The organism is Aneurinibacillus tyrosinisolvens, assembly GCF_001015055.1.
GTDB classification, from domain to species: Bacteria; Bacillota; Bacilli; order Aneurinibacillales; family Aneurinibacillaceae; genus Aneurinibacillus_A; species Aneurinibacillus_A tyrosinisolvens.
Map to the genome: position 1 here is coordinate 15,556 of NZ_BBWZ01000030.1, position 19,219 is coordinate 34,774.

26 protein-coding genes and 2 riboswitches are annotated in these 19,219 nt (G+C 46.1%); of the genes, 17 read left to right on the forward strand and 9 right to left on the reverse strand.

Annotation, left to right across the window (positions count from 1 at the left end; genetic code table 11):
* Positions 1-202 precede the first annotated feature (202 nt).
* The 3 genes from MBEAL2_RS20410 to MBEAL2_RS31950 all read left to right on the forward strand — a co-directional run bounded on the left by MBEAL2_RS20410 (position 203) and on the right by MBEAL2_RS31950 (position 2,945).
* Positions 203-550 (forward strand): putative immunity protein, encoded by a 348-nt coding sequence (locus MBEAL2_RS20410; RefSeq protein ID WP_047154100.1) that lies wholly within the window; start codon positions 203-205, stop codon positions 548-550.
* Positions 551-718: 168 nt separating this feature from the next.
* Positions 719-829, forward strand: a riboswitch (TPP riboswitch).
* Positions 830-962: 133 nt separating this feature from the next.
* Entirely contained in the window at positions 963-2,744 is a 1,782-nt protein-coding gene (thiC, locus tag MBEAL2_RS20415) for a phosphomethylpyrimidine synthase ThiC (protein ID WP_047154101.1), read from the forward strand.
* 30 nt (positions 2,745-2,774) lie between these two features.
* Complete coding sequence (locus MBEAL2_RS31950; protein WP_161798259.1) at positions 2,775-2,945, forward strand: hypothetical protein; 171 nt, start codon at positions 2,775-2,777, stop codon at positions 2,943-2,945.
* Positions 2,946-3,120: 175 nt separating this feature from the next.
* On the opposite strand, the gene MBEAL2_RS20420 is transcribed toward MBEAL2_RS31950, so the two are convergent.
* Positions 3,121-3,555 (reverse strand): transposase, encoded by a 435-nt coding sequence (locus MBEAL2_RS20420; RefSeq protein WP_047154102.1) that lies wholly within the window; start codon positions 3,553-3,555, stop codon positions 3,121-3,123.
* Between the two features lie 12 nt (positions 3,556-3,567).
* Positions 3,568-3,654, reverse strand: a riboswitch (cyclic di-GMP riboswitch).
* Positions 3,655-3,844: 190 nt separating this feature from the next.
* Here MBEAL2_RS20420 and MBEAL2_RS20425 point away from each other — a divergent pair.
* A complete protein-coding gene (locus tag MBEAL2_RS20425) occupies positions 3,845-4,048 on the forward strand; it encodes a hypothetical protein (RefSeq protein WP_047154103.1) in 204 nt (67 codons plus the stop codon).
* Positions 4,049-4,158: 110 nt separating this feature from the next.
* Here MBEAL2_RS20425 and MBEAL2_RS30475 read toward each other — a convergent pair whose 3' ends face one another.
* The gene (locus MBEAL2_RS30475) at positions 4,159-4,314 is read right to left on the reverse strand and encodes a Fur-regulated basic protein FbpA (RefSeq protein ID WP_082130065.1); all 156 of its coding nucleotides are present in this window, start codon (positions 4,312-4,314) and stop codon (positions 4,159-4,161) included.
* Positions 4,315-4,423: 109 nt separating this feature from the next.
* Positions 4,424-4,762 (reverse strand): phage holin family protein, encoded by a 339-nt coding sequence (locus MBEAL2_RS20430; RefSeq protein WP_047154104.1) that lies wholly within the window; start codon positions 4,760-4,762, stop codon positions 4,424-4,426.
* Positions 4,763-4,980: 218 nt separating this feature from the next.
* Here MBEAL2_RS20430 and MBEAL2_RS20435 point away from each other — a divergent pair, with 218 nt between their 5' ends.
* Positions 4,981-5,598, forward strand: coding sequence for a lysozyme family protein (locus MBEAL2_RS20435; RefSeq protein WP_047154105.1), 618 nt, complete (start codon positions 4,981-4,983; stop codon positions 5,596-5,598).
* A gap of 76 nt (positions 5,599-5,674) precedes the next feature.
* On the opposite strand, the gene MBEAL2_RS20440 is transcribed toward MBEAL2_RS20435, so the two are convergent.
* Positions 5,675-6,805, reverse strand: a complete 1,131-nt coding sequence (locus MBEAL2_RS20440) for an NADH-dependent flavin oxidoreductase (RefSeq protein WP_047154106.1) — start codon at positions 6,803-6,805, stop codon at positions 5,675-5,677.
* Between the two features lie 23 nt (positions 6,806-6,828).
* Complete coding sequence (locus tag MBEAL2_RS20445; protein ID WP_047154107.1) at positions 6,829-7,356, reverse strand: DJ-1/PfpI family protein; 528 nt, start codon at positions 7,354-7,356, stop codon at positions 6,829-6,831.
* A gap of 131 nt (positions 7,357-7,487) precedes the next feature.
* On the opposite strand from MBEAL2_RS20445, the gene MBEAL2_RS20450 reads away from it, so the two are divergent.
* Positions 7,488-7,886, forward strand: a complete 399-nt coding sequence (locus MBEAL2_RS20450; RefSeq protein ID WP_047154108.1) for a winged helix-turn-helix transcriptional regulator — start codon at positions 7,488-7,490, stop codon at positions 7,884-7,886.
* A 78-nt stretch (positions 7,887-7,964) separates the two neighbouring features.
* Here MBEAL2_RS20450 and MBEAL2_RS20455 read toward each other — a convergent pair whose 3' ends face one another.
* The 4 genes from MBEAL2_RS20455 to MBEAL2_RS20465 form a co-directional block, all read right to left on the reverse strand.
* A complete protein-coding gene (locus MBEAL2_RS20455) occupies positions 7,965-8,792 on the reverse strand; it encodes an aldo/keto reductase (protein WP_047154109.1) in 828 nt (275 codons plus the stop codon).
* Positions 8,793-8,907: 115 nt separating this feature from the next.
* Positions 8,908-9,048 carry a hypothetical protein gene (locus MBEAL2_RS32455; RefSeq protein WP_201780832.1) on the reverse strand — a complete coding sequence of 47 codons (141 nt, stop codon included), beginning with the start codon at positions 9,046-9,048 and terminating at the stop codon, positions 8,908-8,910.
* 229 nt (positions 9,049-9,277) lie between these two features.
* Positions 9,278-10,258, reverse strand: a complete 981-nt coding sequence (gene iscB / locus MBEAL2_RS20460) for an RNA-guided endonuclease IscB (protein WP_201780833.1) — start codon at positions 10,256-10,258, stop codon at positions 9,278-9,280.
* A gap of 696 nt (positions 10,259-10,954) precedes the next feature.
* On the reverse strand, positions 10,955-11,539 hold the full coding sequence (locus MBEAL2_RS20465) for a DUF3231 family protein (protein ID WP_236692962.1): 585 nt from the start codon (positions 11,537-11,539) through the stop codon (positions 10,955-10,957).
* A gap of 186 nt (positions 11,540-11,725) precedes the next feature.
* Between MBEAL2_RS20465 and MBEAL2_RS20470 the strand changes: the two genes are divergently transcribed.
* The 11 genes from MBEAL2_RS20470 (at position 11,726) to miaA (ending at position 19,182) form a co-directional block, all read left to right on the forward strand.
* On the forward strand, positions 11,726-12,508 hold the full coding sequence (locus MBEAL2_RS20470) for a spore coat protein (RefSeq protein WP_082130066.1): 783 nt from the start codon (positions 11,726-11,728) through the stop codon (positions 12,506-12,508).
* Positions 12,509-12,671: 163 nt separating this feature from the next.
* A complete protein-coding gene (locus tag MBEAL2_RS20475; RefSeq protein WP_047154110.1) occupies positions 12,672-13,397 on the forward strand; it encodes a PAS domain-containing protein in 726 nt (241 codons plus the stop codon).
* A gap of 187 nt (positions 13,398-13,584) precedes the next feature.
* Entirely contained in the window at positions 13,585-14,514 is a 930-nt protein-coding gene (locus MBEAL2_RS20480; protein ID WP_201780834.1) for a DMT family transporter, read from the forward strand.
* A 61-nt stretch (positions 14,515-14,575) separates the two neighbouring features.
* Positions 14,576-15,553 carry an aldo/keto reductase gene (locus MBEAL2_RS20485; RefSeq protein ID WP_047154111.1) on the forward strand — a complete coding sequence of 326 codons (978 nt, stop codon included), beginning with the start codon at positions 14,576-14,578 and terminating at the stop codon, positions 15,551-15,553.
* A 198-nt stretch (positions 15,554-15,751) separates the two neighbouring features.
* Positions 15,752-15,883, forward strand: a complete 132-nt coding sequence (locus MBEAL2_RS33705) for a hypothetical protein (RefSeq protein WP_269082500.1) — start codon at positions 15,752-15,754, stop codon at positions 15,881-15,883.
* A gap of 194 nt (positions 15,884-16,077) precedes the next feature.
* Complete coding sequence (locus MBEAL2_RS20490; protein WP_047154112.1) at positions 16,078-16,284, forward strand: hypothetical protein; 207 nt, start codon at positions 16,078-16,080, stop codon at positions 16,282-16,284.
* Positions 16,285-16,425: 141 nt separating this feature from the next.
* The gene (locus MBEAL2_RS20495; protein WP_047154113.1) at positions 16,426-16,734 is read left to right on the forward strand and encodes an MTH1187 family thiamine-binding protein; all 309 of its coding nucleotides are present in this window, start codon (positions 16,426-16,428) and stop codon (positions 16,732-16,734) included.
* A gap of 29 nt (positions 16,735-16,763) precedes the next feature.
* Positions 16,764-17,021, forward strand: a complete 258-nt coding sequence (locus MBEAL2_RS20500) for a hypothetical protein (RefSeq protein WP_047154114.1) — start codon at positions 16,764-16,766, stop codon at positions 17,019-17,021.
* 167 nt (positions 17,022-17,188) lie between these two features.
* Positions 17,189-17,347 (forward strand): hypothetical protein, encoded by a 159-nt coding sequence (locus MBEAL2_RS31955; RefSeq protein ID WP_161798260.1) that lies wholly within the window; start codon positions 17,189-17,191, stop codon positions 17,345-17,347.
* 108 nt (positions 17,348-17,455) lie between these two features.
* Positions 17,456-18,241, forward strand: coding sequence for a class I SAM-dependent methyltransferase (locus MBEAL2_RS20505; RefSeq protein ID WP_047154115.1), 786 nt, complete (start codon positions 17,456-17,458; stop codon positions 18,239-18,241).
* On the forward strand, positions 18,238-19,182 hold the full coding sequence (gene miaA, locus MBEAL2_RS20510) for a tRNA (adenosine(37)-N6)-dimethylallyltransferase MiaA (RefSeq protein WP_047154116.1): 945 nt from the start codon (positions 18,238-18,240) through the stop codon (positions 19,180-19,182). Before MBEAL2_RS20505 ends, miaA begins: the two co-directional genes overlap by 4 nt.
* The last annotated feature ends 37 nt before the right edge of the window (positions 19,183-19,219 follow it).

The window sequence follows — 19,219 nt, forward strand, 5'->3', positions numbered from 1 at the left end:
AGGGATGGGAATCGTTAGTTCAATAAAATATAAATTAAGCTTCTAGGTCCGTTATCCTTGGATATGTAAACAAGTGGACGATAACTATGTGGCAGCCAGCATGTGACTTATTATAATGGATATTACTTTATCCAAGGGAAGAAAGAAATGCGTTCTATTATTTGCTCATTCGTCTTGTTAGAGCCATTCCAAGATTAATATTATGCCTAAGCAAAAATTTGTAGATACAGACACGAAAGAAACAATTGAAGAGTACCTTAAAGTAGTAAATCATCAAACAGCTGTACTTTGGGCTACGGACTGTGCTGAACATGTAATTCATTATTTCGAACAAAAGTATCCGCAAGACAAAGGGCCAAGAAAAGCTATTGAAGCAGCTCGTTCAGCGGGACAATCTGTCGCCACAGCTCATGTGTTTGAACATGCGATTCACGCATCCACATATGCGGTCAAGTCAGTCGCATATGCCACTAATTTTGATGCTATCCCTATTGCCAATGAACGAACTTGGCAGTATCAACATCTATCAGACTTGGGGCAGACTGTTTAGCGTTTTTATAAGGCAAACAATCTTGTCTTATTCAACTATAGATTTGTTAGGTTAGTAATAAAATACTGCGTATTTAAACTGGATAATCTAAATAAAAATCTGAACCCGGATATATATTCTCCCGAGTAGATTTGACAAATGAAAGAATATTGCATAAGCTATACTTACAATTAAATATGCGGGAGCTTGGGGAACCAGGCTGAGAGGATAGCTATTCTGCTGTCGACCGTTGAACCTGAACTGGATAATGCCAGCGGAGGAATTAACCTACATACTTCAATACTTTGTACACTACTTGTATGTAAAAAACCGCCTGTTTCCTGTGGCGGTTTTTTTGTTTAGTGTACCCTCCGCCTCCTAAGAAAGGTTCAGTAGGTAACAAAATTTTATCTAATATCTAGGAGGTAATACCATGTCAAAAACAACAGAAGTAGGACACGATTTTCCTGCAGTACCCAATTTCCCTGGAAGTCAAAAAGTGTATGTAGAAGGCTCGCGCGAAGATCTTCGCGTTCCTGTGCGTGAAATTAAGCTAAGCCCTTCTTCAAGCGCGTATGGGGAAGAAGAGAATGCGCCGGTTCGTGTATATGATACAAGCGGGCCTTATACGGATCCTTCCTGTAACATTAGCATTCAAAAAGGACTCTCTCCCTTACGCAGACAGTGGATTTTAGAGCGGGCAGATGTAGAAGAATATGAGGGCCGGAAGGTAAAACCGGAAGACGATGGTCTGCATTCGACCGGTGTTCGAACCAATGATGAAGTCTTCCCCGGATTAAATCGTAACCCTTTACGAGCTAAAGCAGGAAAAAACGTGACCCAATTACATTACGCCCGCCAGGGAATCATCACCCCTGAGATGGAATTCATTGCGATACGTGAGCAGGTATCCCCTGAATTTGTGCGCGACGAAGTAGCGAAAGGCCGCGCCATTATTCCATCGAATATAAACCATCCGGAGAGTGAACCGATGATTATCGGACGCAGCTTCCATGTGAAAATCAATGCGAACATTGGGAACTCCGCGGTTTCATCTACGATTGAAGAAGAAGTGGAAAAAATGACGTGGGCAACACGCTGGGGGGCAGATACCATCATGGATCTTTCCACCGGCAAAAACATCCATACGACACGAGAGTGGATCATCCGGAATTCACCTGTCCCTATTGGGACCGTACCGATATACCAGGCATTAGAAAAGGTGAATGGGAAAGCGGAAGATTTAACGTGGGAAGTCTACCGGGATACACTCATCGAGCAGGCTGAGCAGGGCGTCGACTATTTTACCATACATGCTGGCGTGCTCTTGCGGTATGTCCCTTTAACGGCAAAGCGCGTAACAGGCATCGTTTCACGCGGAGGTTCGATTATGGCCGCCTGGTGCTTAGCCCACCATCAGGAAAATTTCTTATACACACACTTCGAAGACATTTGCGAAATTATGAAAACATACGATGTCGCCTTTTCCCTGGGAGATGGCCTTCGGCCCGGTTCGATTGCCGATGCGAATGATGAGGCACAATTTGCAGAATTAGAAACACTTGGTGAACTGACGAAAATTGCCTGGAAGCATGACGTGCAGGTGATGATTGAAGGACCAGGCCATGTTCCAATGCACAAAATTAAAGAAAATATGGATCGCCAGCTTGAGGTATGCCAGGAAGCTCCCTTTTATACACTCGGTCCCCTGACTACGGATATTGCGCCCGGCTATGACCATATTACTTCGGCCATTGGCGCGGCGATGATCGGATGGTTTGGAACAGCCATGCTGTGCTATGTTACGCCAAAAGAACACCTGGGGTTACCTAACAAGAACGATGTTCGGGAAGGTGTCATTACTTATAAAATTGCGGCCCATGCAGCCGATCTTGCTAAAGGCCATCCGGGTGCACAAACGAGAGACGATGCCTTATCGAAAGCGCGTTTTGAGTTCCGCTGGCGCGATCAATTTAACTTGTCGCTCGATCCGGAAAGAGCGTTAGAATACCATGATGAAACCCTGCCAGCAGAAGGCGCCAAAACCTCCCATTTCTGTTCGATGTGCGGCCCTAAATTTTGCAGCATGAGAATTACTCAGGATATTCGCGAGTATGCAAAGGATAAAGGGATGCCGCTTGATTCTGCAATGGAAGAGGGACTAAACGAAAAGGCGAAGGAGTTTAAGGAAGGCGGAAGTAAAATATATAAGTAAGCTTTCAGACTTCTTTTAAGGAGGATTTTCATGAACAGAGCCATAGAAATTAAAGAGGAGATTAGAAGGTGGAGAGAAAAAATCCAGCTTTTAGAAAAAGAGTTATCTAACATTCAGTCTGGCTGCCATCATGAATATGAAATCAAACCCTTAATGAAAATTTGCGTCCAGTGTCAGCATAGCGAAAGCCTATATTATTGAATAATTTAATCCGCGTTACATTTACATTGTCCGTGATTATGTCGCTTGCATAATCACGGCTTTTGTCTTTTTAAAGTATTAAAGGTCAAAAAGATAAAAAAATATCTCCTCCGGCAGGAATGGTAATGATATCATGAGATGAACAATTCACCTTTTGGTTTTGGGTATCCATATTTCATCTCCCTTGTATTCCACTATTGTCGAACACTCCAACCAGCTTTGAAATTCCAACTAACTTATAAATCCCATTTGCTGTTTCAATTATTAGAATGTAAGCTGGGATAGAGGGATCATATTCACTGGAAACATGGTGAATGAATTCAGTTTCAAAATGCATGTTTTCCGTCTGGATATAGGCCCGGTTTTCTCTTATTGTTACATAATCAGGATAAGGAATGGTAATTACTTTTGCTAGATCCGCAGCATGACTTGCAGAGTGTAGACATCCACCTTGCAGGGAACCATATTTTCCTTTTTTATATTCTTTTACCCAGCGGTATATGGTTGCACTGTTTAGTGTATGTTTTCTGGCGAGTGCTCCAACATCTTTTGTTTCTAAAGCTTCTTTCGCTATGTGGCATTTAAATTCTTGCTCATAAGTTTTACGCATGCGTATGCTCCTTTCGGTAACCCGGCTGCCATAGTTTAATTAAACCGTAGACCCGCAGTTTTGCGTCCCCGTTTTTCAATGGGTTTGCCATTATCGTGGTTCCTGAATTTTAAGATAGATGGTAATAAATAGCTACATTTTATTTTATTTGTAATAAGTAGCGTTGTCTACCATCATCCTTTATAATTTTACGTCGATGAAATGCTAAGTAATCATGTTTACAAGACGGTTCTTTTCATTTAAAGGAAAATATCCTCCCCTGTCGAAGTATCTGGTGGGAGGGATGAAAATGTTAGTAAAATTCTTTCATAATAATACTCAGCTGGATCAATTTAAGTGTAGTGATATTTCCGGGATAATAGCGGCTGCAAAAGAAGCAGACAATATTGCGTTTGAAAACAACTGTTATAAATATGAGTCCATGACGTTAAAACACTACCATAAAAGCGGGGAATTGTGCCAGGAATTGATTATTTATGTGAAGCCAAGTTAGTATAGAAAATGCCCTGCTGCCGTATAAGGCAATAGGGCACTTTTGGTAAAGGCGGCGAAACAAGGCGAATTCTTGGACATTTATTTACCGTTTGTTTGACAAACATAGTGCTATACATTTGCTTTTCTGCTTTTTGTTAAGATAGTAAACAAAACGTGTTTTATTTCTTTCTCCGAGCATTCATAAAGCTGACGGCCTTTAATTTTAAAAATGCCCATTTCTAATAGTTTTTCTATATATTTATCTAATTTCTGTCTTTTCACCATAAATCTTCCTTCTTTCACACTTCACGCTTTACCTCTTCCACTGAAATCCCCTGCACATTAATAATAAACCCCTTATATGAAAATACGATGAAAAAAGTATGAAATAAAATTAATCTTCAAGAACGGCATACATAATTCCACTAACGATAGACAGGACAATTGATCCAAAGAAAGCCGTGAAAAACCCTTCAACATGAAACCCGCTTACAAAGTGGCTTGTAATTAATAACATTGCCGCATTGATGACAAGAGCAAAGATTCCAAGGGTGAGAATGGTAAGGGGGAGGGCAAGAAGTTTCACAACAGGCCGGATGAATGTGTTAAGAAGACCTAAAACAAGAGCGGTTACGAAAGCCGCGCCAATAGTGTCAAACCATATTCCGTTAAATAACCACGCCACAATGAGAAGGGCAAGAGCTGAAACAATCCAATGCCAGATCAATTTCATCGGGAGCCACCCTTTCGTTATTATTAATTGTATTGTTATTGTAAAACGGCAACCTGTCAATGGAGCGAGGGGCGGAGATGCTGCTCCGTCCCCCGGCCTTTGATTTTTACAATAAAGTTTATTATTATATATGGCGGATGAATGTGCGCAAGAAATGTGAAGGTGACGGTTTTGCTGTATGATAGATTGAACAGACATAGAGCAGGTGGAGGAGAAGAATGAGGAAAATCAGGAAGTGGATAGGAGCGCTCACGGTATTGCTCGGGATTTTCATCCTGGCAGTGGCGCTTATTACTATACTAAACTATAATCGAAAGCAGCCGCAAACCGATACGTATGAGAAGGTCAAACAATACGAGCCTGCACTGCAATCCGAACTGCATAAATACAGGCTGGAACAATATAGGGATGTTTTGCTGGCTGTCATGTACCAGGAAAGCAGAGGGGAAGGCGGTGACCCGATGCAGGCGTCGGAGTCAGCCGGACTTTCGCCGAATGCCATCCAAAACCCTGAGCGCAGCATCCGGCAGGGTGTGCGTCATTTTAAAGAAGTGCTTGCTTATGGGCAGGAGAGAAAGGTGGATTTCCCTGCGGTTATACAGGCATATAATATGGGGGAAGGCTACATTGATTTTGTAGCTGAGCACGGAAAAAAACATTCCGAAAGCCTGGCTAAACACTATTCCTCCGTCCAGGTAAAAAAACAGCCGAATGTTTACAATTGCGGCGGGGATCAGAACAACTTCCGCTATCCGTATTGTTACGGGGATTTTACTTATACGACAAAAGTATTGAAAATAGAGCCAAACATACAATCAAATCTGCCATCCAGTTAATGAGGAGCCGTCCCGCAAATTAAGGCAGCCCCCATAAATCGAGGGCTGCCTTTTAGCGGTTCTCTTTTTTTACTTCTTAACGGCGCTCAACAACAGGGAACCAGCCTGGTGTATTCATAATCGCCTGCCAGAGTGGATCAGGGACAACGAGCCGCTCTTGATCGTCTTTCGTTAGCGTCGTCCGGATTTCGGATTCTCTTCCCTGTTCCACTTTTTCAACCCAATCCGGTTCCATAATGAGCTCGCGGCCGAGTGCAAGCAGGGGAATACCGGTTTCTATCGCTTTTAAAGCTTCATCTGCGGTATGAATGGAGCCGACACCCATCACAGGCACCTGATTTCCAACGCGTTCCTGGATGATTTCAATGCGCGGGCGTGTATCTTCCACACCGCGGCGCGGTTCGGACCAGAAGTCCATAAGTGATACGTGAAGATAGTCCAGTTCTTTCTTTGCTAGCGCATCAACGAGCACGAGTGTGTCAGCCATTGTAATTCCCGGCGTCTCCGGCTCTTCCGGCGAGAAGCGGTAGCCAACAACAAACGGCTGGCGGGCATGTTCAGCAACGACCTTTTTCACTTCATCGACGATTCTTAAAGGGAAGGTTAACCGCTTCTCCAGGCTGCCGCCCCAACGGTCATCGCGTCGGTTGGAGTGCGGTGAGAAGAACTGCTGAAGTAAGTACCCGTTGGCACCATGTATCTCTACGCCGTCATAACCGGCTTCAATTGCCCGGCGTGTCGTTTCGCCGAATGCATGGATGATTTCTTCAATTTCTTGATCGGTCAGCGCACGGGGAACTGGGGAACCTTCCTGTTCTGCGGGAACAGCGCTTGCACTAACGACTTCTCCGCCGGGTACGAGGTCAGGCGGGCACATTCTTCCGCCATGGAAAATTTGCAGCACGGCTTTAGCACCCTGTTCTTTAATCGCTGTAGCCAAACGGCGCAAGCTTGGAATCATTTCGTCGCTGTCAGCGGCAAATTCGCCGGCAAACCCTTTTCCGTTCGGAGTCACATATGTACAAGCGGTAATAACCATGCTTACACCCTTCGATCTGCGGGCATAATAGGCCACTTCAGCATCGGTAACGGTGCCGTCCGGGTTGGAGGAGAAGTTTGTCATCGGTGCCATAATGACTCGGTTTTTTAGTTGAATGTCACTGCGCAAAGAAAAGAGTTCGAATAAAGGCTGGTATTTGGGATTCATAAGTTTTTTCGCTCCTTAGTATGTTACACCGTTTGGCTTAGTCTTTTCACCAGCGCCTGCCCGAATTCTTTTGCTCCCATCGGACCGTCCGCTGTGATGATGTCATCATATGCGACAACATGTTGCTCCACATATTCAACATTATTTGCTTTAACTTCATTAATCATTACATCTACCGGATAACAAGTTCCCTGGCGGCCGGAAAGCAGGCCGGTTTTTGCTACGACGACCGCTCCGGCACAAATGCCTGATACAAGAATATCGCTGTTGTATGCGCTTTTTAGGTAGTCAATAACTTCCTGTTTCCCCCATAAATGATCGATTGTACCACTTCCGCCAATAACAGTTATTACATCATAGTCTGCCGCATTCGCAGCAGAAAAAATAAGCTCGGCGGTAGCTTTGCCTGCATTATCGCCTGTAACCTCACCTGCTGTTGTGCTCGCAACCGTAACTTCATATCCAGCTTGTTCCAGTTCTTCTTTTGGAGCGAATAACTCGTCCTCGTTAAACCGGTCCGGCGGTATAATAAACAATGCTTTCTTATGCATGGAATATTCCTCCTCAAATCATTTTCCTTCTACTTTCATGGTTTATAATATATACTTAGTTTATAATAAACAAGTAGGCACTCTTTTGTGACCTAGTTACCAAAAGGAAACCTACTAGAAGTGAACGGAGGATGAAAGTGAAAACCCTTAACAATCAATATCAATGTTCAATTGAATTGACGATGGATGTCATTGGCGGAAAGTGGAAAGTGTTAATTCTTTGGAATTTAAATGAAGGGGTAAAGCGTTTTAGTGAGTTAAAACGGAGTTTACCGGGCATCACACAGAAAATGCTCACACAGCAGCTGCGGGAACTTGAAGAACATGGGCTTATTAATCGGACAATCTATCCGGAAGTTCCGCCGAAAGTAGAATACGAGACGACAGAGGAAGGGAAAAAACTGCAGGCAACATTGGTTGAGATGTGCAAATGGGGAGATACATACGCGAAAAAACATGAAATAGAAATGAATCGCTGCTGGACGACCTATGGAAGTGACAATTCCTCAGGCAATGAAAAGGAAGTATAAAAGAAGCCGTTCCACACTGGAGCGGCTTCTTTCGTTTGTCATCACCCACGAGCGGGGAATTCTGAATCTGAAACTCGATTAAAAATCGAAGTTGTCCGGGTCAGGACCAAAGCGCTTGTTGCTGTTTAGGCTGTCGATTTTCTCTATATCTTCGGCAGTAAGCTCAAAATCAAAAATGTTTGCATTTTCTATAATTCGGCTCTCGGTTACCGATTTAGGGATGGTCACCACTCCATTTTGCAAATCCCAGCGGAGTATAATTTGTGCAGGTGATTTCTGATATTTTTCACCCAGCTCCATCAGCGTTGGATTGTCGAGGTTGCCCTGCATTAATGGACTCCAGGCTTCCAGCTGAATCCCGTGGTCTTTACAGAAGCCAAGCAGCTCCTTTTGCGTTAACAGCGGGTGGTATTCTACCTGGTCTACCATTGGCGCTATCTCACAGTCCGCCATCAAATCCTCTAAATGGTGGATGTGGAAATTGCTCACCCCGATGGCCCGGACACGCCCGTCCTTGTATAATTTCTCGAGTGCCTTCCATGTTTCCTTGTATTTTCCCGCAACCGGCCAGTGGATCAAATACAGGTCGAAGTATTCGAGACCGAGTTTTTTGCGGCTTTCCTCAAATGCCGCCAGGGTAGATTCATAGCCCTGATCTGCATTCCAAACCTTTGTTGTAATAAAAAGCTCTTCGCGTGGGACGCCGCATGTGCGAATCGCATTTCCCACTCCTTCTTCGTTCTGGTAAACAGCCGCCGTATCTATGCTGCGATATCCGGCCTTGATTGCCGATAATACAGCCTGTTCTGCCTGTCCTTCTTCCGTCACTTTCCATACCCCAAGCCCAAGCCACGGCATCTTTACATTATTTTTTAAAGTAGTGCTGTCCGTAAGAGCGTTCGCCATTTCATCGTCCTCCATTCGTTTATGTATTGCTATTGCCCACCTTTCAGTAATGAGTAAAGATGGGTATTGTTCCTGTTTTATACAGTTTATCATTAGTGCCGAGAAGACCCCTTCCTCAAGCCCCAACGGGGGCAGGGAGGGGATAAATCGGTGCGGTCATGTGAAACCCTTTGCCGTACTTCACCAGGGTCACCTGTTCGACTTTCACCGGTTTGGCAAGGCCCTCTAGTTTCACATACGCTCCTTTGTTCTGCACGCCCTTCACCAGATACTTGCGGTGCTGATACTGCACCGTATCCATCGGTTGAAGGGAATAGCGCCTCCGTCGGATGCTTCGCCTGCCCTTGGACAGCTTCTCTCCCCGGTACTGCCGCAGGCTTTCCCCTGAAACCTCCCGGTTTCGTGTGCGCCGGCCGCAGAAAAGCTCCTGCCCACTTGCTTTGGCTCCGGTGCGAACGTCGATGTATCTGGTATCGTAGAATTTTTCAAGGCTCCGGTTGTTCCGGCGCACCTGCTGGAGGACAAAGGGAGCGGTGCGGGGTTGGGTAGTGCCCACCCGCAATGATGAAGGCGTCATTGGCGTGGCTTTTCTCAATCCCATGCTGGATGCGAACGTGCTTCGTTACATACCCGTAGGTCGCCGCCCCGCCTAAAAGCTGGGTCAGCCGCCACCGGACGATACTCATAAACGTCTCGGGACGGAACGATTTTACCTTCGGCTCCCATCCATACAGGAAACCATTTAGCTGGTGGCTCGCCGGGATGTGGCACTTGTCGCATAGTGTAACCAGGTTGCCGGGTCGATCCGAACGGTCGCCCTTCCAGTAGCCGATGTGATGCACCTGCAGAATGGGATGCACGGACTTGTTTTTGCAGTGAGGATTCTGGCATTGATGATGGTCCCGGTGCAGGATGTACTCCCGCAGATTCCAGAAGCCGAGCTGTTCTCCCTGCTGGTACAGAGTGCCTGCCACCTCAGGGTTTTGGATGGCTTGAATGTCAAAATTGGCGACTTCCACGATGATTTTTTGTACGGGAAGGAGGTTCTTTACAAGTTCCACCAGCCGCACATGGCTGTCCAGCTTGTGCTGAATGCTGGGAGCCAGCCACCCTTCGGACCGTCTCCGATTGTCAAACCGGGGAGCGCGGTAGCGAAGCCGGCTTCTCCGCTGCTTACGGTACATGGCACGTTCTTTTAACCGCTCCCTCATGCCAATGAGAAGGTGACACTCTCCTGAGAGAAGTTCTTCGTTTTCCGATACCGCCGAAAAACCGACGGTTTGATAGCCGGCATCCACCCCGAGTGTCACCGGTTGAACGTAGTTCGTCGTTTCATACGTCAATTGAATCGTGAACGGCCTGCGCCGTACCACTTTCGCCTGCTTGTTTTTCAGCATCCGGCGCACCTTGCCAAACCGCTTGGTTGGCATCAAGGGTTCTCCATTGTGATTCAGTACATACACCATCTAAACCATCTCCTTTGCGAAGATAAAGCGGAGAATCAGTTTCTTGCGAAACCGTCTCCGTAGGTTCCCATCGACCGGTTGGGTGGGGTTTACCGGATATGACACTTCGCTTACCCAACAGCGATGTTTAATCATACCCCGCAGGGGCCGGAGCTTGGGAAGCACCCCGGCGTGCCTATGGATTCCCACCCAACGTTTCCTTCCCGCGAGGGAAGAGGTCTAATCAACCGAACCTATGCATTCACACAAGCCCCCCGCTTCAAGAGCCGTTTGGCTCTAAGTGGTGGGTAGTTGACATTGTATCGGTTCTTCTCCTGAACCTCTCCCCACTAAAGTAGGTAGGTTCTTCGGTACATGTGCATTTCCCGCTCTCTCGCCGCCTGCGTTCGTGGTGGATACAACAAGCGGGCGTTGGCACGGCTCCCGGTGACTTTCATGGACAACGCTTCCGCTAAAGTGATTGACGTCCTGTGCGCCCGGTTCAAGACACACCCTCGGTTTTCTTATTTATCATCAAGGGCTATACGCCCATAGAAGACCTTCTTTCGCAGAATAGCAATACGAACATGTATTGCTATTATATACCATCTGGAAAGAAAAAACAGACGCGATTTATCCCCTCATTGAAATAAGAAGCATTCTTGCGCTCATTCGCATAAAAGACCGAGCTGGTGTTTTGGCTCGGTCTTTCCATTATTAGTTAGGCAAACCGGGGGGATAATAATAGGGTGGGATCTTAATCCAGCCTCTCCTGCGCATCATTGCTTTTAACGTTCCCCCAAATGTCATTTGCTCCGATTGAAATTGAACCCACATCATAGCCACGTCTCTGCGAATGGATTTTGTCGCTGCCGCCGTAGCCGATAGTACTGCACCGGATACTTTTAAGGCTATATTGTTTGCAAGCTCACCATCGGCCATCTTTACCCCCAGTGGAACGGCGTCTGGTTCAGATTTTGGCTTTGGTGGAGACAGAGACGGGAGTGGAATTCCCTCATTTCGCATAAAATCTTTCAGTCTTGCAACTTGTGATTCACACATGTCTATCGCTTCCCGGAGCATATTTCGTACTTCATCGTCCATTGTTGTATTTATTCCAATTTTTGCAAAATCAATAGCTTCCTGGAGTATGATGAGGTAGGTCCAGCAATCCATTACCTCTCCAACATGCAACGGTGATTTTGGCTCGTCATGGGACAGTGGTTTTGGCTTGTCATCAACAAGTGTTTTTAGCGTATTTATAGCAGCCTTTAACATATCTCCCAATACATCCGCCAACATATTCACCCCCTCAAGGGTTAGTTTGTTAAACTTTTAGGTGCTTATCCACAACCGGAAACTAACTTTCTGTGTAAAGCAGCGAACTGAAAAATGGAATCGCGCTGATGAACAGAATCCGGTGCATAATCAGCAGGCAGTGGGAGATAGTACTCTTGGGCAGTAAAAAAAGTCAAAGGAGTGATCCCTATGCCATACGGCGCTCACGAAACGATGGAAGTGCATGAAATCTTATTAGAAAAAATCAACATGATTACCCACTTTAACCTTTACGCGAGAGAAGCGAAGAACCCGCAGCTGCTGGATATGATCGCACGCCACCAGCAGGAGGAAATCCGGGCGTACAATGAAATCGTAGCGTATACGCATGACTACAATCGTTTTACTCCGGTTCCCCCTAATACGAATATAAGAGGGATTAACCCTGAGCAGATTCAATATGGCCTCAACAAACCGCCCCAGTTCGTGCCGCAATCCGACGCCGTGCTGAGCGATTGGGAAGTCGCAACCGCTATGCTGCTTTGCCATAAAAACGCGGCTCGGAACTCCACATGGGCCACCCTCGAATGCGCCGATCCGAACCTGCGCCAGTTGCTGCTGAACTCTGCTGCCAACTGCGCGAATCAGGCGTACGAGGTGTTCCTGTTCATGAATCAGCAGGGTATGTACCAGGTCCCTACATTGAAAAGCCATACGGCTAAAACGCTGCTTCATAGCTACCAGCCGGCAGGCCCGTCCCTGGAGGCCCAGTACTCCGGGCAAAACACGGGGTACGCCGGACAAACGATGGCCAACTTGTCTGCTGGTTCCCCGGAAAGCGCCTTGTATGGCGGCATGCAGGGGCAGGGGTATGGACGTTCCCCATACGCGTCGGCTTCCGGGCAGGCTGGAATGACTGGACGCAGTGGTTCTGCTGGCCAGAATCAGACAGGCTCCTCTTCGATGTACGGCGGCCAGAACATGCCGCAATAAACCGGCTTTGAGAAAGAAAACAAACCACCTGAATTAGAAGGGTCCGCCGCATGTGCGGCCCCTCCGATGTCAGGTGGTTTTTTATTTCCTTATTTTTTTGCAGAAAAGTAAAACCATGCTATGATAGAGGCGGATTGATTATGCGATTAAGGGGAGTAGAAAGATGCTTGATGCGACGTTGGATCAGCTTGACGTAGGTGTTCTCGTCATTGATACGAATGGCACGATCGTTTTTGTTAATACATTGAGCGAAAAATATCTCGGTATCAAAAGAGAAGAAGCGTTACATGAAAATATGGGGGATTATTTTCAGGCTAAACTTAATCATAAACCCGATTTGCTTACTGTTTTGTCAACCAAAAAAGAGATTAGTAGAAGCGCGGTTCCTTTCGGAGGCAAATATTATGATGTTGTGATGAAACCGTTAATTAGAAACGGTGAAATGATTGGAGCAATAGGCGAAACTACCGATGTAACGGAATACGTCCTGGAGCAGCGTAAATTAAGCCAGGCTATCCGGGACATGGCCGCCAATATTGTCCCGGTCATGTCTAAACTGGGAGTTCTCCCCTTACAGCCTCTCTCTGGAATGGCTTATAATGATGAGTATACCGTTTTTCTCGAAAAAGCATTAACGAGCTGCCTGGAAATAAAAATAGAATACCTGGCGGTTGACTTAACGGCGGTTGTTGATGCGAATGAAATGTTTATTGCTTTTTTACAACGCCTGACAAATTGTCTCCGATTGGTAGGAGTCGAAGCCGTGTTCACAGGTGTACGGCCCAATGTGGCATCAGCTATGGCTGATATGGAGGAGTATTTTGCAGATAGTAGGTTCTTCACTCAGCTAAGTCAGGCGCTTGAGTACTTTGCGGTTATAAAGGAATAAAGGAAGAGCGCCGGGAACATTGGGAACATTGATTTTGTAAACGAAAGCAGCTACTCTGGCTCAAGCCAGGGTAGCTGCTTTTTAAGGTTGATTGCATTTGCGATGGGAAGCGTATGATAGATGTCGAGGCACTTCTGAAAGTTTTGATTTTAATAGAATATTTATTTAGAGGAGTGGGGATAGATAGATGGCTTCTGAAAGTGTAATGACGGTCCAATCCAGAGCTAAAGGGATTGTGCTTGTACTCATAGGCGCTACGCTATGGGGAATCTCAGGCACTGTTGCCCAGTATTTATTTCAAAAGAAAGACTTCAGCCCGGAGTGGCTTGTATCGGTGCGCTTATTGCTCTCAGGGTTTATTTTGTTGTTGTTCTCTTTTGCCAAAGGAGACAAACAGATGTGGGAGGTTTGGAAGTCCAACACTTACCGCTGGAGCCTCCTTTTGTTTGGAATTATCGGTATGCTCGGTGTCCAGTATACATATTTCGCTGCGATTAAATCAGGGAACGCCGCAACCGCGACCTTGCTGCAATACCTTGGTCCCGTATTTATTACGTGCTATATTGCCTTTCGATCCAAACGCCTTCCTACTCTATACGAATTTATCGCCATTATACTGGCGCTGGCCGGTACTTTCTTTCTCGTAACAAATGGGGATGTCCAGACCTTGTCCATTTCAAAATGGGCGCTCTTCTGGGGCATTGCTTCCGCTGTTGCTCTAGCCTTCTATACACTGCAGCCCTATAAGCTGCTGGACAGGTGGGGTTCGACCCTCATCGTGGGATGGGGAATGCTGGTAGGGGGGATAGGATTTAGCTTTCTCTATCCGCCCTGGAATTTTCGCGGGCAGTGGTCATACCCTTCTATATTGGCGGTCCTGTTTGTCGTATTGTTTGGGACCCTTATCGCGTTTTACTGCTATTTGGAAAGCTTAAAGTACATCCAGGCTGCAGAAGCGAGTTTACTTGCCTGCGCTGAGCCGCTATCGGCGGCTTTTCTTTCGGTTATCTGGCTGCACGTGCCATTTGGGGTTATCGAGTGGCTCGGCGCCGCCTGCATTATCGCTACGATCGTTATCCTGTCTCTTAAAAAAAGGGAAAAGTTGCATGATATATAAGCCTTCCTTACAATTGGATTTAGCTTAAATGTCTAACTAAATTAAGAAAGAGGTTTATTTCATGCGTATGATGCCTTTGGAAAAGCGAAGTGTTACCACAAGTCGTTTAGTATTAGGATGTATGGGGTTCGGAGGCAATTGGGATTATAATCCAATATCAAATGAAGAAATTTTAAAGACTGAACAAGCGATAGATACAGCACTTTCTTTAGGAATCACAATGTTTGACCATGCTGATATATACAAGATGGGAAAAGCAGAAGAAGTCTTTGGCAGGGTTTTAAAAGCTCAGCCAAGCTTGAGAAAGAATATAGTTATTCAGAGTAAGTGCGGGATTCGTTTTACAGATGAGATTGGACCTGGCAGATATGATTTTTCTAAAGAGCATATCTTAAACTCTGTAAATGGAACTTTACAAAGGCTGGCAGTAGAATACTTAGATGTCTTACTGTTACACCGACCTGACCCTTTAATGGAACCAGAAGAAGTTGCAGAAGTGTTTCGACAACTAAAAATGTCAGGGAAAGTGCGTCATTTTGGTGTCTCAAATATGAATAAGGGGCAAATAAAACTTCTTCAAACATATTGCGAAGACCCAATCATTGTGAATCAGATGGAAATGAGTTTAAACAAACTTGACTGGGTTGACCAAGGTGTATTAGTCAATCAAGAAGCAGGAACTTCCACTCATTTTGCCGATGGCTTACTTGAATATAGCATGGTAAATGATATACAGATTCAAGCATGGTCTCCATTGGCTAAAGGGATATATTCAGGAAAAGAGATTGAACGTCCTTCGGAGGCTGAAATGAAAACGAAGGAATTAGTGGAGAAAATGGCTTCCGAAAAAGACACAACGAAGGAAGCCCTTGTTCTTGGCTGGTTAATGCGTCATCCAGCAAAGATTCAACCAGTGATTGGCACGACAAACCCCGAACGTATAAAGAACTGTCAGGATGCTATCCGTCAGTCTGAATTAATGACACGAGAGGAATGGTATTCCCTTTATGTATCTTCGAGAGGAAACAAACTCCCATAATAAAAATATAAAAAACAGAGGGCTGTGAATCAGCCTTTTTTCTTTTTCAAATTAGTTCTGTTATCGTTTGTTGTTGATTTTACGACCAAGTATACCTCTCCGATGCCCGGTTTGCTGGGCTTAACTTTAGCGGTAATCATTCCCTTGTTTGTAATGGATTTTTTCTGCAAATACTAGTCCCGAAAAGGGGGGATAGAAGTGAAGAAGGAAGACAAGAAGATCAGCAATTTGGAACAGAATCGGAAGGAACGCGATAAGCAGCCAGAAATGGAGCCGGCCCCTGGCTTTGGCGATAAGAAGCTAGAAGGCCCAAACCGCCCTTCGGAATAATAAAAGCCGGCGGGATAAAATGAACAGATAACCCAATAGCGGGAGGGGGCCAGCGTGTTGCTTGCTTTCTCCCGCATATTATTTCTGTTTGTATACGAACACACATTCTGGTATAATAAAAATAAGAACAAACGTTTGTTAAATCGCTTATTTTCGTTTGATGGTAACAGATTTTGAAGGCGGGAGGCGGACTGGTGTTGAATTTTCTCTCCTATCTGGGCCGTGTTGTTGAAATTATTTATATAGATCGAAACGGGAAGCTGACCCAGCGCAGAATCCGTCTTATTTCTGTAGCGGATGGATACGTGCGGGGGTATTGCTTTACACGAAAGGCGACCCGTTATTTTTCCGTGCGCAATATTCTTGCGCTCATTCCTGAACAAAAGAAACAGGTTGGGTAAACGAACAGATCTTTCATCCTTTTGCTATGATAACAGCAGAAGGATTTTTTTATGCGCGGGTACCTAAAAACATGTTCAATATGGTAAGATGTGAAAAAAACAAGCAATAGAAGAGTAACATTCAATATAGGAGTGATAAACATGGCTATTGTTGAAGTAACCATCGTTCCCATCGGTACAGGCTCACCAGGGGTAAGTGAATATGTCGCAGACGTGCACCGAATACTTGAACAGGCAGCTGAGCCTGTTTCATACCAAATGACACCGATGAGCACAATCATTGAAGGAGACCTCGATGACATCCTCGCTGTTATCCGCCGCATGCACGAGCGGCCGTTTGAGAAGGGAGCGCTCCGTGTGTCAACCTCGATAAAAATCGATGAGCGCAGAGATAAAGCCGCTTCCATGAAGCAGAAATTGGAGTCCGTGAACGAAAAGCTGGGGGGGTAAGCACCCCTGCCTGTATAGGGAACCGGTAAGTGGAGAAAATACAGGAAAAGTACAGGGGTGATACTGTGATTGAACTGGAACTATCTGCTAACCATATAAATCAGTTGTTTTTTGACGCGGTGAGGGACGGCCGCACCCAGTTTGCTGCCCAGCAGGAACACCTTGTTGGTGAAGTGACGGAAGAAGAGTTTGACGGCTTTTTAAAGGACAACAATTTGATTCTTTACAGGAATACCCTTAAAAGCTATGAGAACGGTGAGGTTGTCGGGGAATTCCGTAACCTTTGATTGTGCAAGTCCCGCTATATATTAGAAGCGCCGGTGGCACGCATCGGCGCTTTTTGGCGGCAAAAGCTAATTTTTAAAGAGGAATATAAAGAGCGGCTGTAGAAGCATAGAATTAGCATACAAAGAACGATTCGTGCTGCTTATACAAGGGGAGGGGTTGATGAAATATGTATATTGTCATTTATGACGCAATGACTGACTTTGGCTTTCTGCACAAGAAGGTAGAGACGTTTAAAACGCTGGCGGAAGCGAAAGCGTTCGCGGAAGGAAAGAAAAGAGAAGGCTCGCAAAACATTAAAATCGCCCAGGAAGTACTAAACGTATAACGATGCAGGGAACACCTCCATGCACTTGCCGTGCTGTGAAGAGGTGTTTCTTTGTGTCCGCTGTGCTACAATAGAAACCTGAATCCAGTAAAGCGAGTGAAGAGAACAATGATAATCACCACTCCCCATGAACCGAACGGACAATTAATTGCTGCAGCCAGGCTGCTTTCCGGTCAGCTCGGCGCAGCGTATGTGGAAAGAAGAAAGGCTTCCATTGCCCGGCTGCATAAACTCGACCCGGAAATCGTTGTCGTCACAAAGGACGGGCTGCGGGCATACAGTGCCGGGCGGGAGGCGCCGTTCTTTTTCCATCCGGGAATGGCCATGCTCCGTATAAAAAGGCTGCTCAGCGGCGATAATGATCTAATGGTCCGGGCATGCGGATTAACTCCGGGAGATTCTTTCCTGGACTGTACGCTCGGCCTGGCGGCGGACGCGATTGTCGCGTCTTATGTGGCCGGACAGAGCGGAAAAGTAGTCGGTTTGGAGTCGCAGGCCATTCCCGCCTGTATTGTCGCGGACGGACTGCAGCGCTATGAAACGGACCTTCCCCAGATGCGGGAGGCCATGGCCCGCATTGAAGTCATCGCCGTCCATCATTTGACTTTTTTGCGGCAATGTGAAAATAATAGTTTTGATGTTGTGTATTTTGATCCGATGTTTTTTGAAGCGGTTCCCTCCTCGGAGAGCATTTCTATTCTTCGGCCGTTTGCGAACTATGAATCGCTTGCGACGGAAGCGATCGAGGAAGCGAAGCGGGTCGCTGTGAAGCGGGTCGTCATGAAAAACCACGATCAGAGTCCCGATTTTGACCGCCTCGGATTCAAGCGCATTAAGAGAGCGGAAAGAGCATTTACATATGGAATTATAGAAACCGGGGGAGCGCAGCGATGAGCATAGAAAAAGAGAACGTCCTGGCTATCATCGGGCCTACTTCTGTCGGGAAGACCGCGTTAAGCCTTGAACTGGCAGCACGATTCTCCGGAGAAATCATTTCAGGCGATTCCATGCAGTTTTACCGGGGTATGGATATAGGGACGGCGAAAGCGAGCCCGGAAGAACGGGCGGCCATTCCGCACCATCTTATCGACATTTGCGACCCGGATGAGGAGTTTACGGTCGCTGATTTTCAGCGCAGAACGGCTGCGCTGATTTCTGACATGAACAGCCGTCAAATCCTGCCCATCATCGTTGGTGGTACAGGCCTTTATATACAATCTGTGCTATACGGCTACCGTTTTTCACAAGCGGGCGAAGATGAAGCATACCGCGCTTCCCTTTCCTCGCTTGCGGAAACAGACGGGAATGAAGCTCTGCATGCTAAGCTGAGTGCTGTTGATCCGCTCACCGCGGCCCGCCTTCATCCCAATGATGTCAAACGTGTCATTCGTGCCCTTGAAATTTATCACCTGACGGGCAAAACGATGGCAGAGTATCAGCAGAGAAGTGAGGAGTCGCCTTACAACCTATTGCTTCTTGGTTTGACGATGGACCGCGCTTTGCTTTATGAGCGAATTAACACCCGTGTCGACCAAATGATAGAGGCGGGCCTTATTGAAGAGGTAGAGGGGCTTTTGCGGAAGGGATATGACGCTTCTTTGCGCTCGATGCAGGCGCTCGGTTATAAAGAAATCATCGCCTATTTACAGGGATTAACAACGAAAGAAGCAGCCGTTGAACTTGTAAAGAAGCGCACACGTAATTTTGCCAAACGCCAGCTTACCTGGTTCCGTGCCATGAAAGACATTGTCTGGTTCGATGTAACACCCGGACTGGGAACTGAGTCCTCAATCAGGCAAGGAATTTATGAGAAAGTGGCAGGAAAGTTTAGATAAGCGGCGAATATATAAAAATAAATAAAGATAAATAGGA

Bases quoted from the DNA above. Each gene is read 5' to 3' on its own strand.
- MBEAL2_RS30475 (WP_082130065.1), bottom strand. From the start codon at position 4,314: ATGGTGAAAAGACAGAAATTAGATAAATATATAGAAAAACTATTAGAA.
- MBEAL2_RS20485 (WP_047154111.1), top strand. From the start codon at position 14,576: ATGCGTATGATGCCTTTGGAAAAGCGAAGTGTTACCACAAGTCGTTTA.
- MBEAL2_RS31955 (WP_161798260.1), top strand. From the start codon at position 17,189: ATGTATATTGTCATTTATGACGCAATGACTGACTTTGGCTTTCTGCAC.
- MBEAL2_RS20505 (WP_047154115.1), top strand. From the start codon at position 17,456: ATGATAATCACCACTCCCCATGAACCGAACGGACAATTAATTGCTGCA.
- MBEAL2_RS20425 (WP_047154103.1), top strand. From the start codon at position 3,845: ATGTTAGTAAAATTCTTTCATAATAATACTCAGCTGGATCAATTTAAG.
- miaA (WP_047154116.1), top strand. From the start codon at position 18,238: ATGAGCATAGAAAAAGAGAACGTCCTGGCTATCATCGGGCCTACTTCT.
- MBEAL2_RS20440 (WP_047154106.1), bottom strand. From the start codon at position 6,805: ATGAATCCCAAATACCAGCCTTTATTCGAACTCTTTTCTTTGCGCAGT.
- MBEAL2_RS31950 (WP_161798259.1), top strand. From the start codon at position 2,775: ATGAACAGAGCCATAGAAATTAAAGAGGAGATTAGAAGGTGGAGAGAA.
- MBEAL2_RS20450 (WP_047154108.1), top strand. From the start codon at position 7,488: ATGAAAGTGAAAACCCTTAACAATCAATATCAATGTTCAATTGAATTG.
- MBEAL2_RS20445 (WP_047154107.1), bottom strand. From the start codon at position 7,356: ATGCATAAGAAAGCATTGTTTATTATACCGCCGGACCGGTTTAACGAG.
- MBEAL2_RS20475 (WP_047154110.1), top strand. From the start codon at position 12,672: ATGCTTGATGCGACGTTGGATCAGCTTGACGTAGGTGTTCTCGTCATT.
- MBEAL2_RS20495 (WP_047154113.1), top strand. From the start codon at position 16,426: ATGGCTATTGTTGAAGTAACCATCGTTCCCATCGGTACAGGCTCACCA.
- MBEAL2_RS20435 (WP_047154105.1), top strand. From the start codon at position 4,981: ATGAGGAAAATCAGGAAGTGGATAGGAGCGCTCACGGTATTGCTCGGG.
- MBEAL2_RS20420 (WP_047154102.1), bottom strand. From the start codon at position 3,555: ATGCGTAAAACTTATGAGCAAGAATTTAAATGCCACATAGCGAAAGAA.
- MBEAL2_RS20455 (WP_047154109.1), bottom strand. From the start codon at position 8,792: ATGGCGAACGCTCTTACGGACAGCACTACTTTAAAAAATAATGTAAAG.
- MBEAL2_RS20470 (WP_082130066.1), top strand. From the start codon at position 11,726: ATGCCATACGGCGCTCACGAAACGATGGAAGTGCATGAAATCTTATTA.
- MBEAL2_RS20465 (WP_236692962.1), bottom strand. From the start codon at position 11,539: ATGTTGGCGGATGTATTGGGAGATATGTTAAAGGCTGCTATAAATACG.
- MBEAL2_RS20410 (WP_047154100.1), top strand. From the start codon at position 203: ATGCCTAAGCAAAAATTTGTAGATACAGACACGAAAGAAACAATTGAA.
- MBEAL2_RS20480 (WP_201780834.1), top strand. From the start codon at position 13,585: ATGGCTTCTGAAAGTGTAATGACGGTCCAATCCAGAGCTAAAGGGATT.
- MBEAL2_RS20430 (WP_047154104.1), bottom strand. From the start codon at position 4,762: ATGAAATTGATCTGGCATTGGATTGTTTCAGCTCTTGCCCTTCTCATT.
- iscB (WP_201780833.1), bottom strand. From the start codon at position 10,258: ATGGTGTATGTACTGAATCACAATGGAGAACCCTTGATGCCAACCAAG.
- thiC (WP_047154101.1), top strand. From the start codon at position 963: ATGTCAAAAACAACAGAAGTAGGACACGATTTTCCTGCAGTACCCAAT.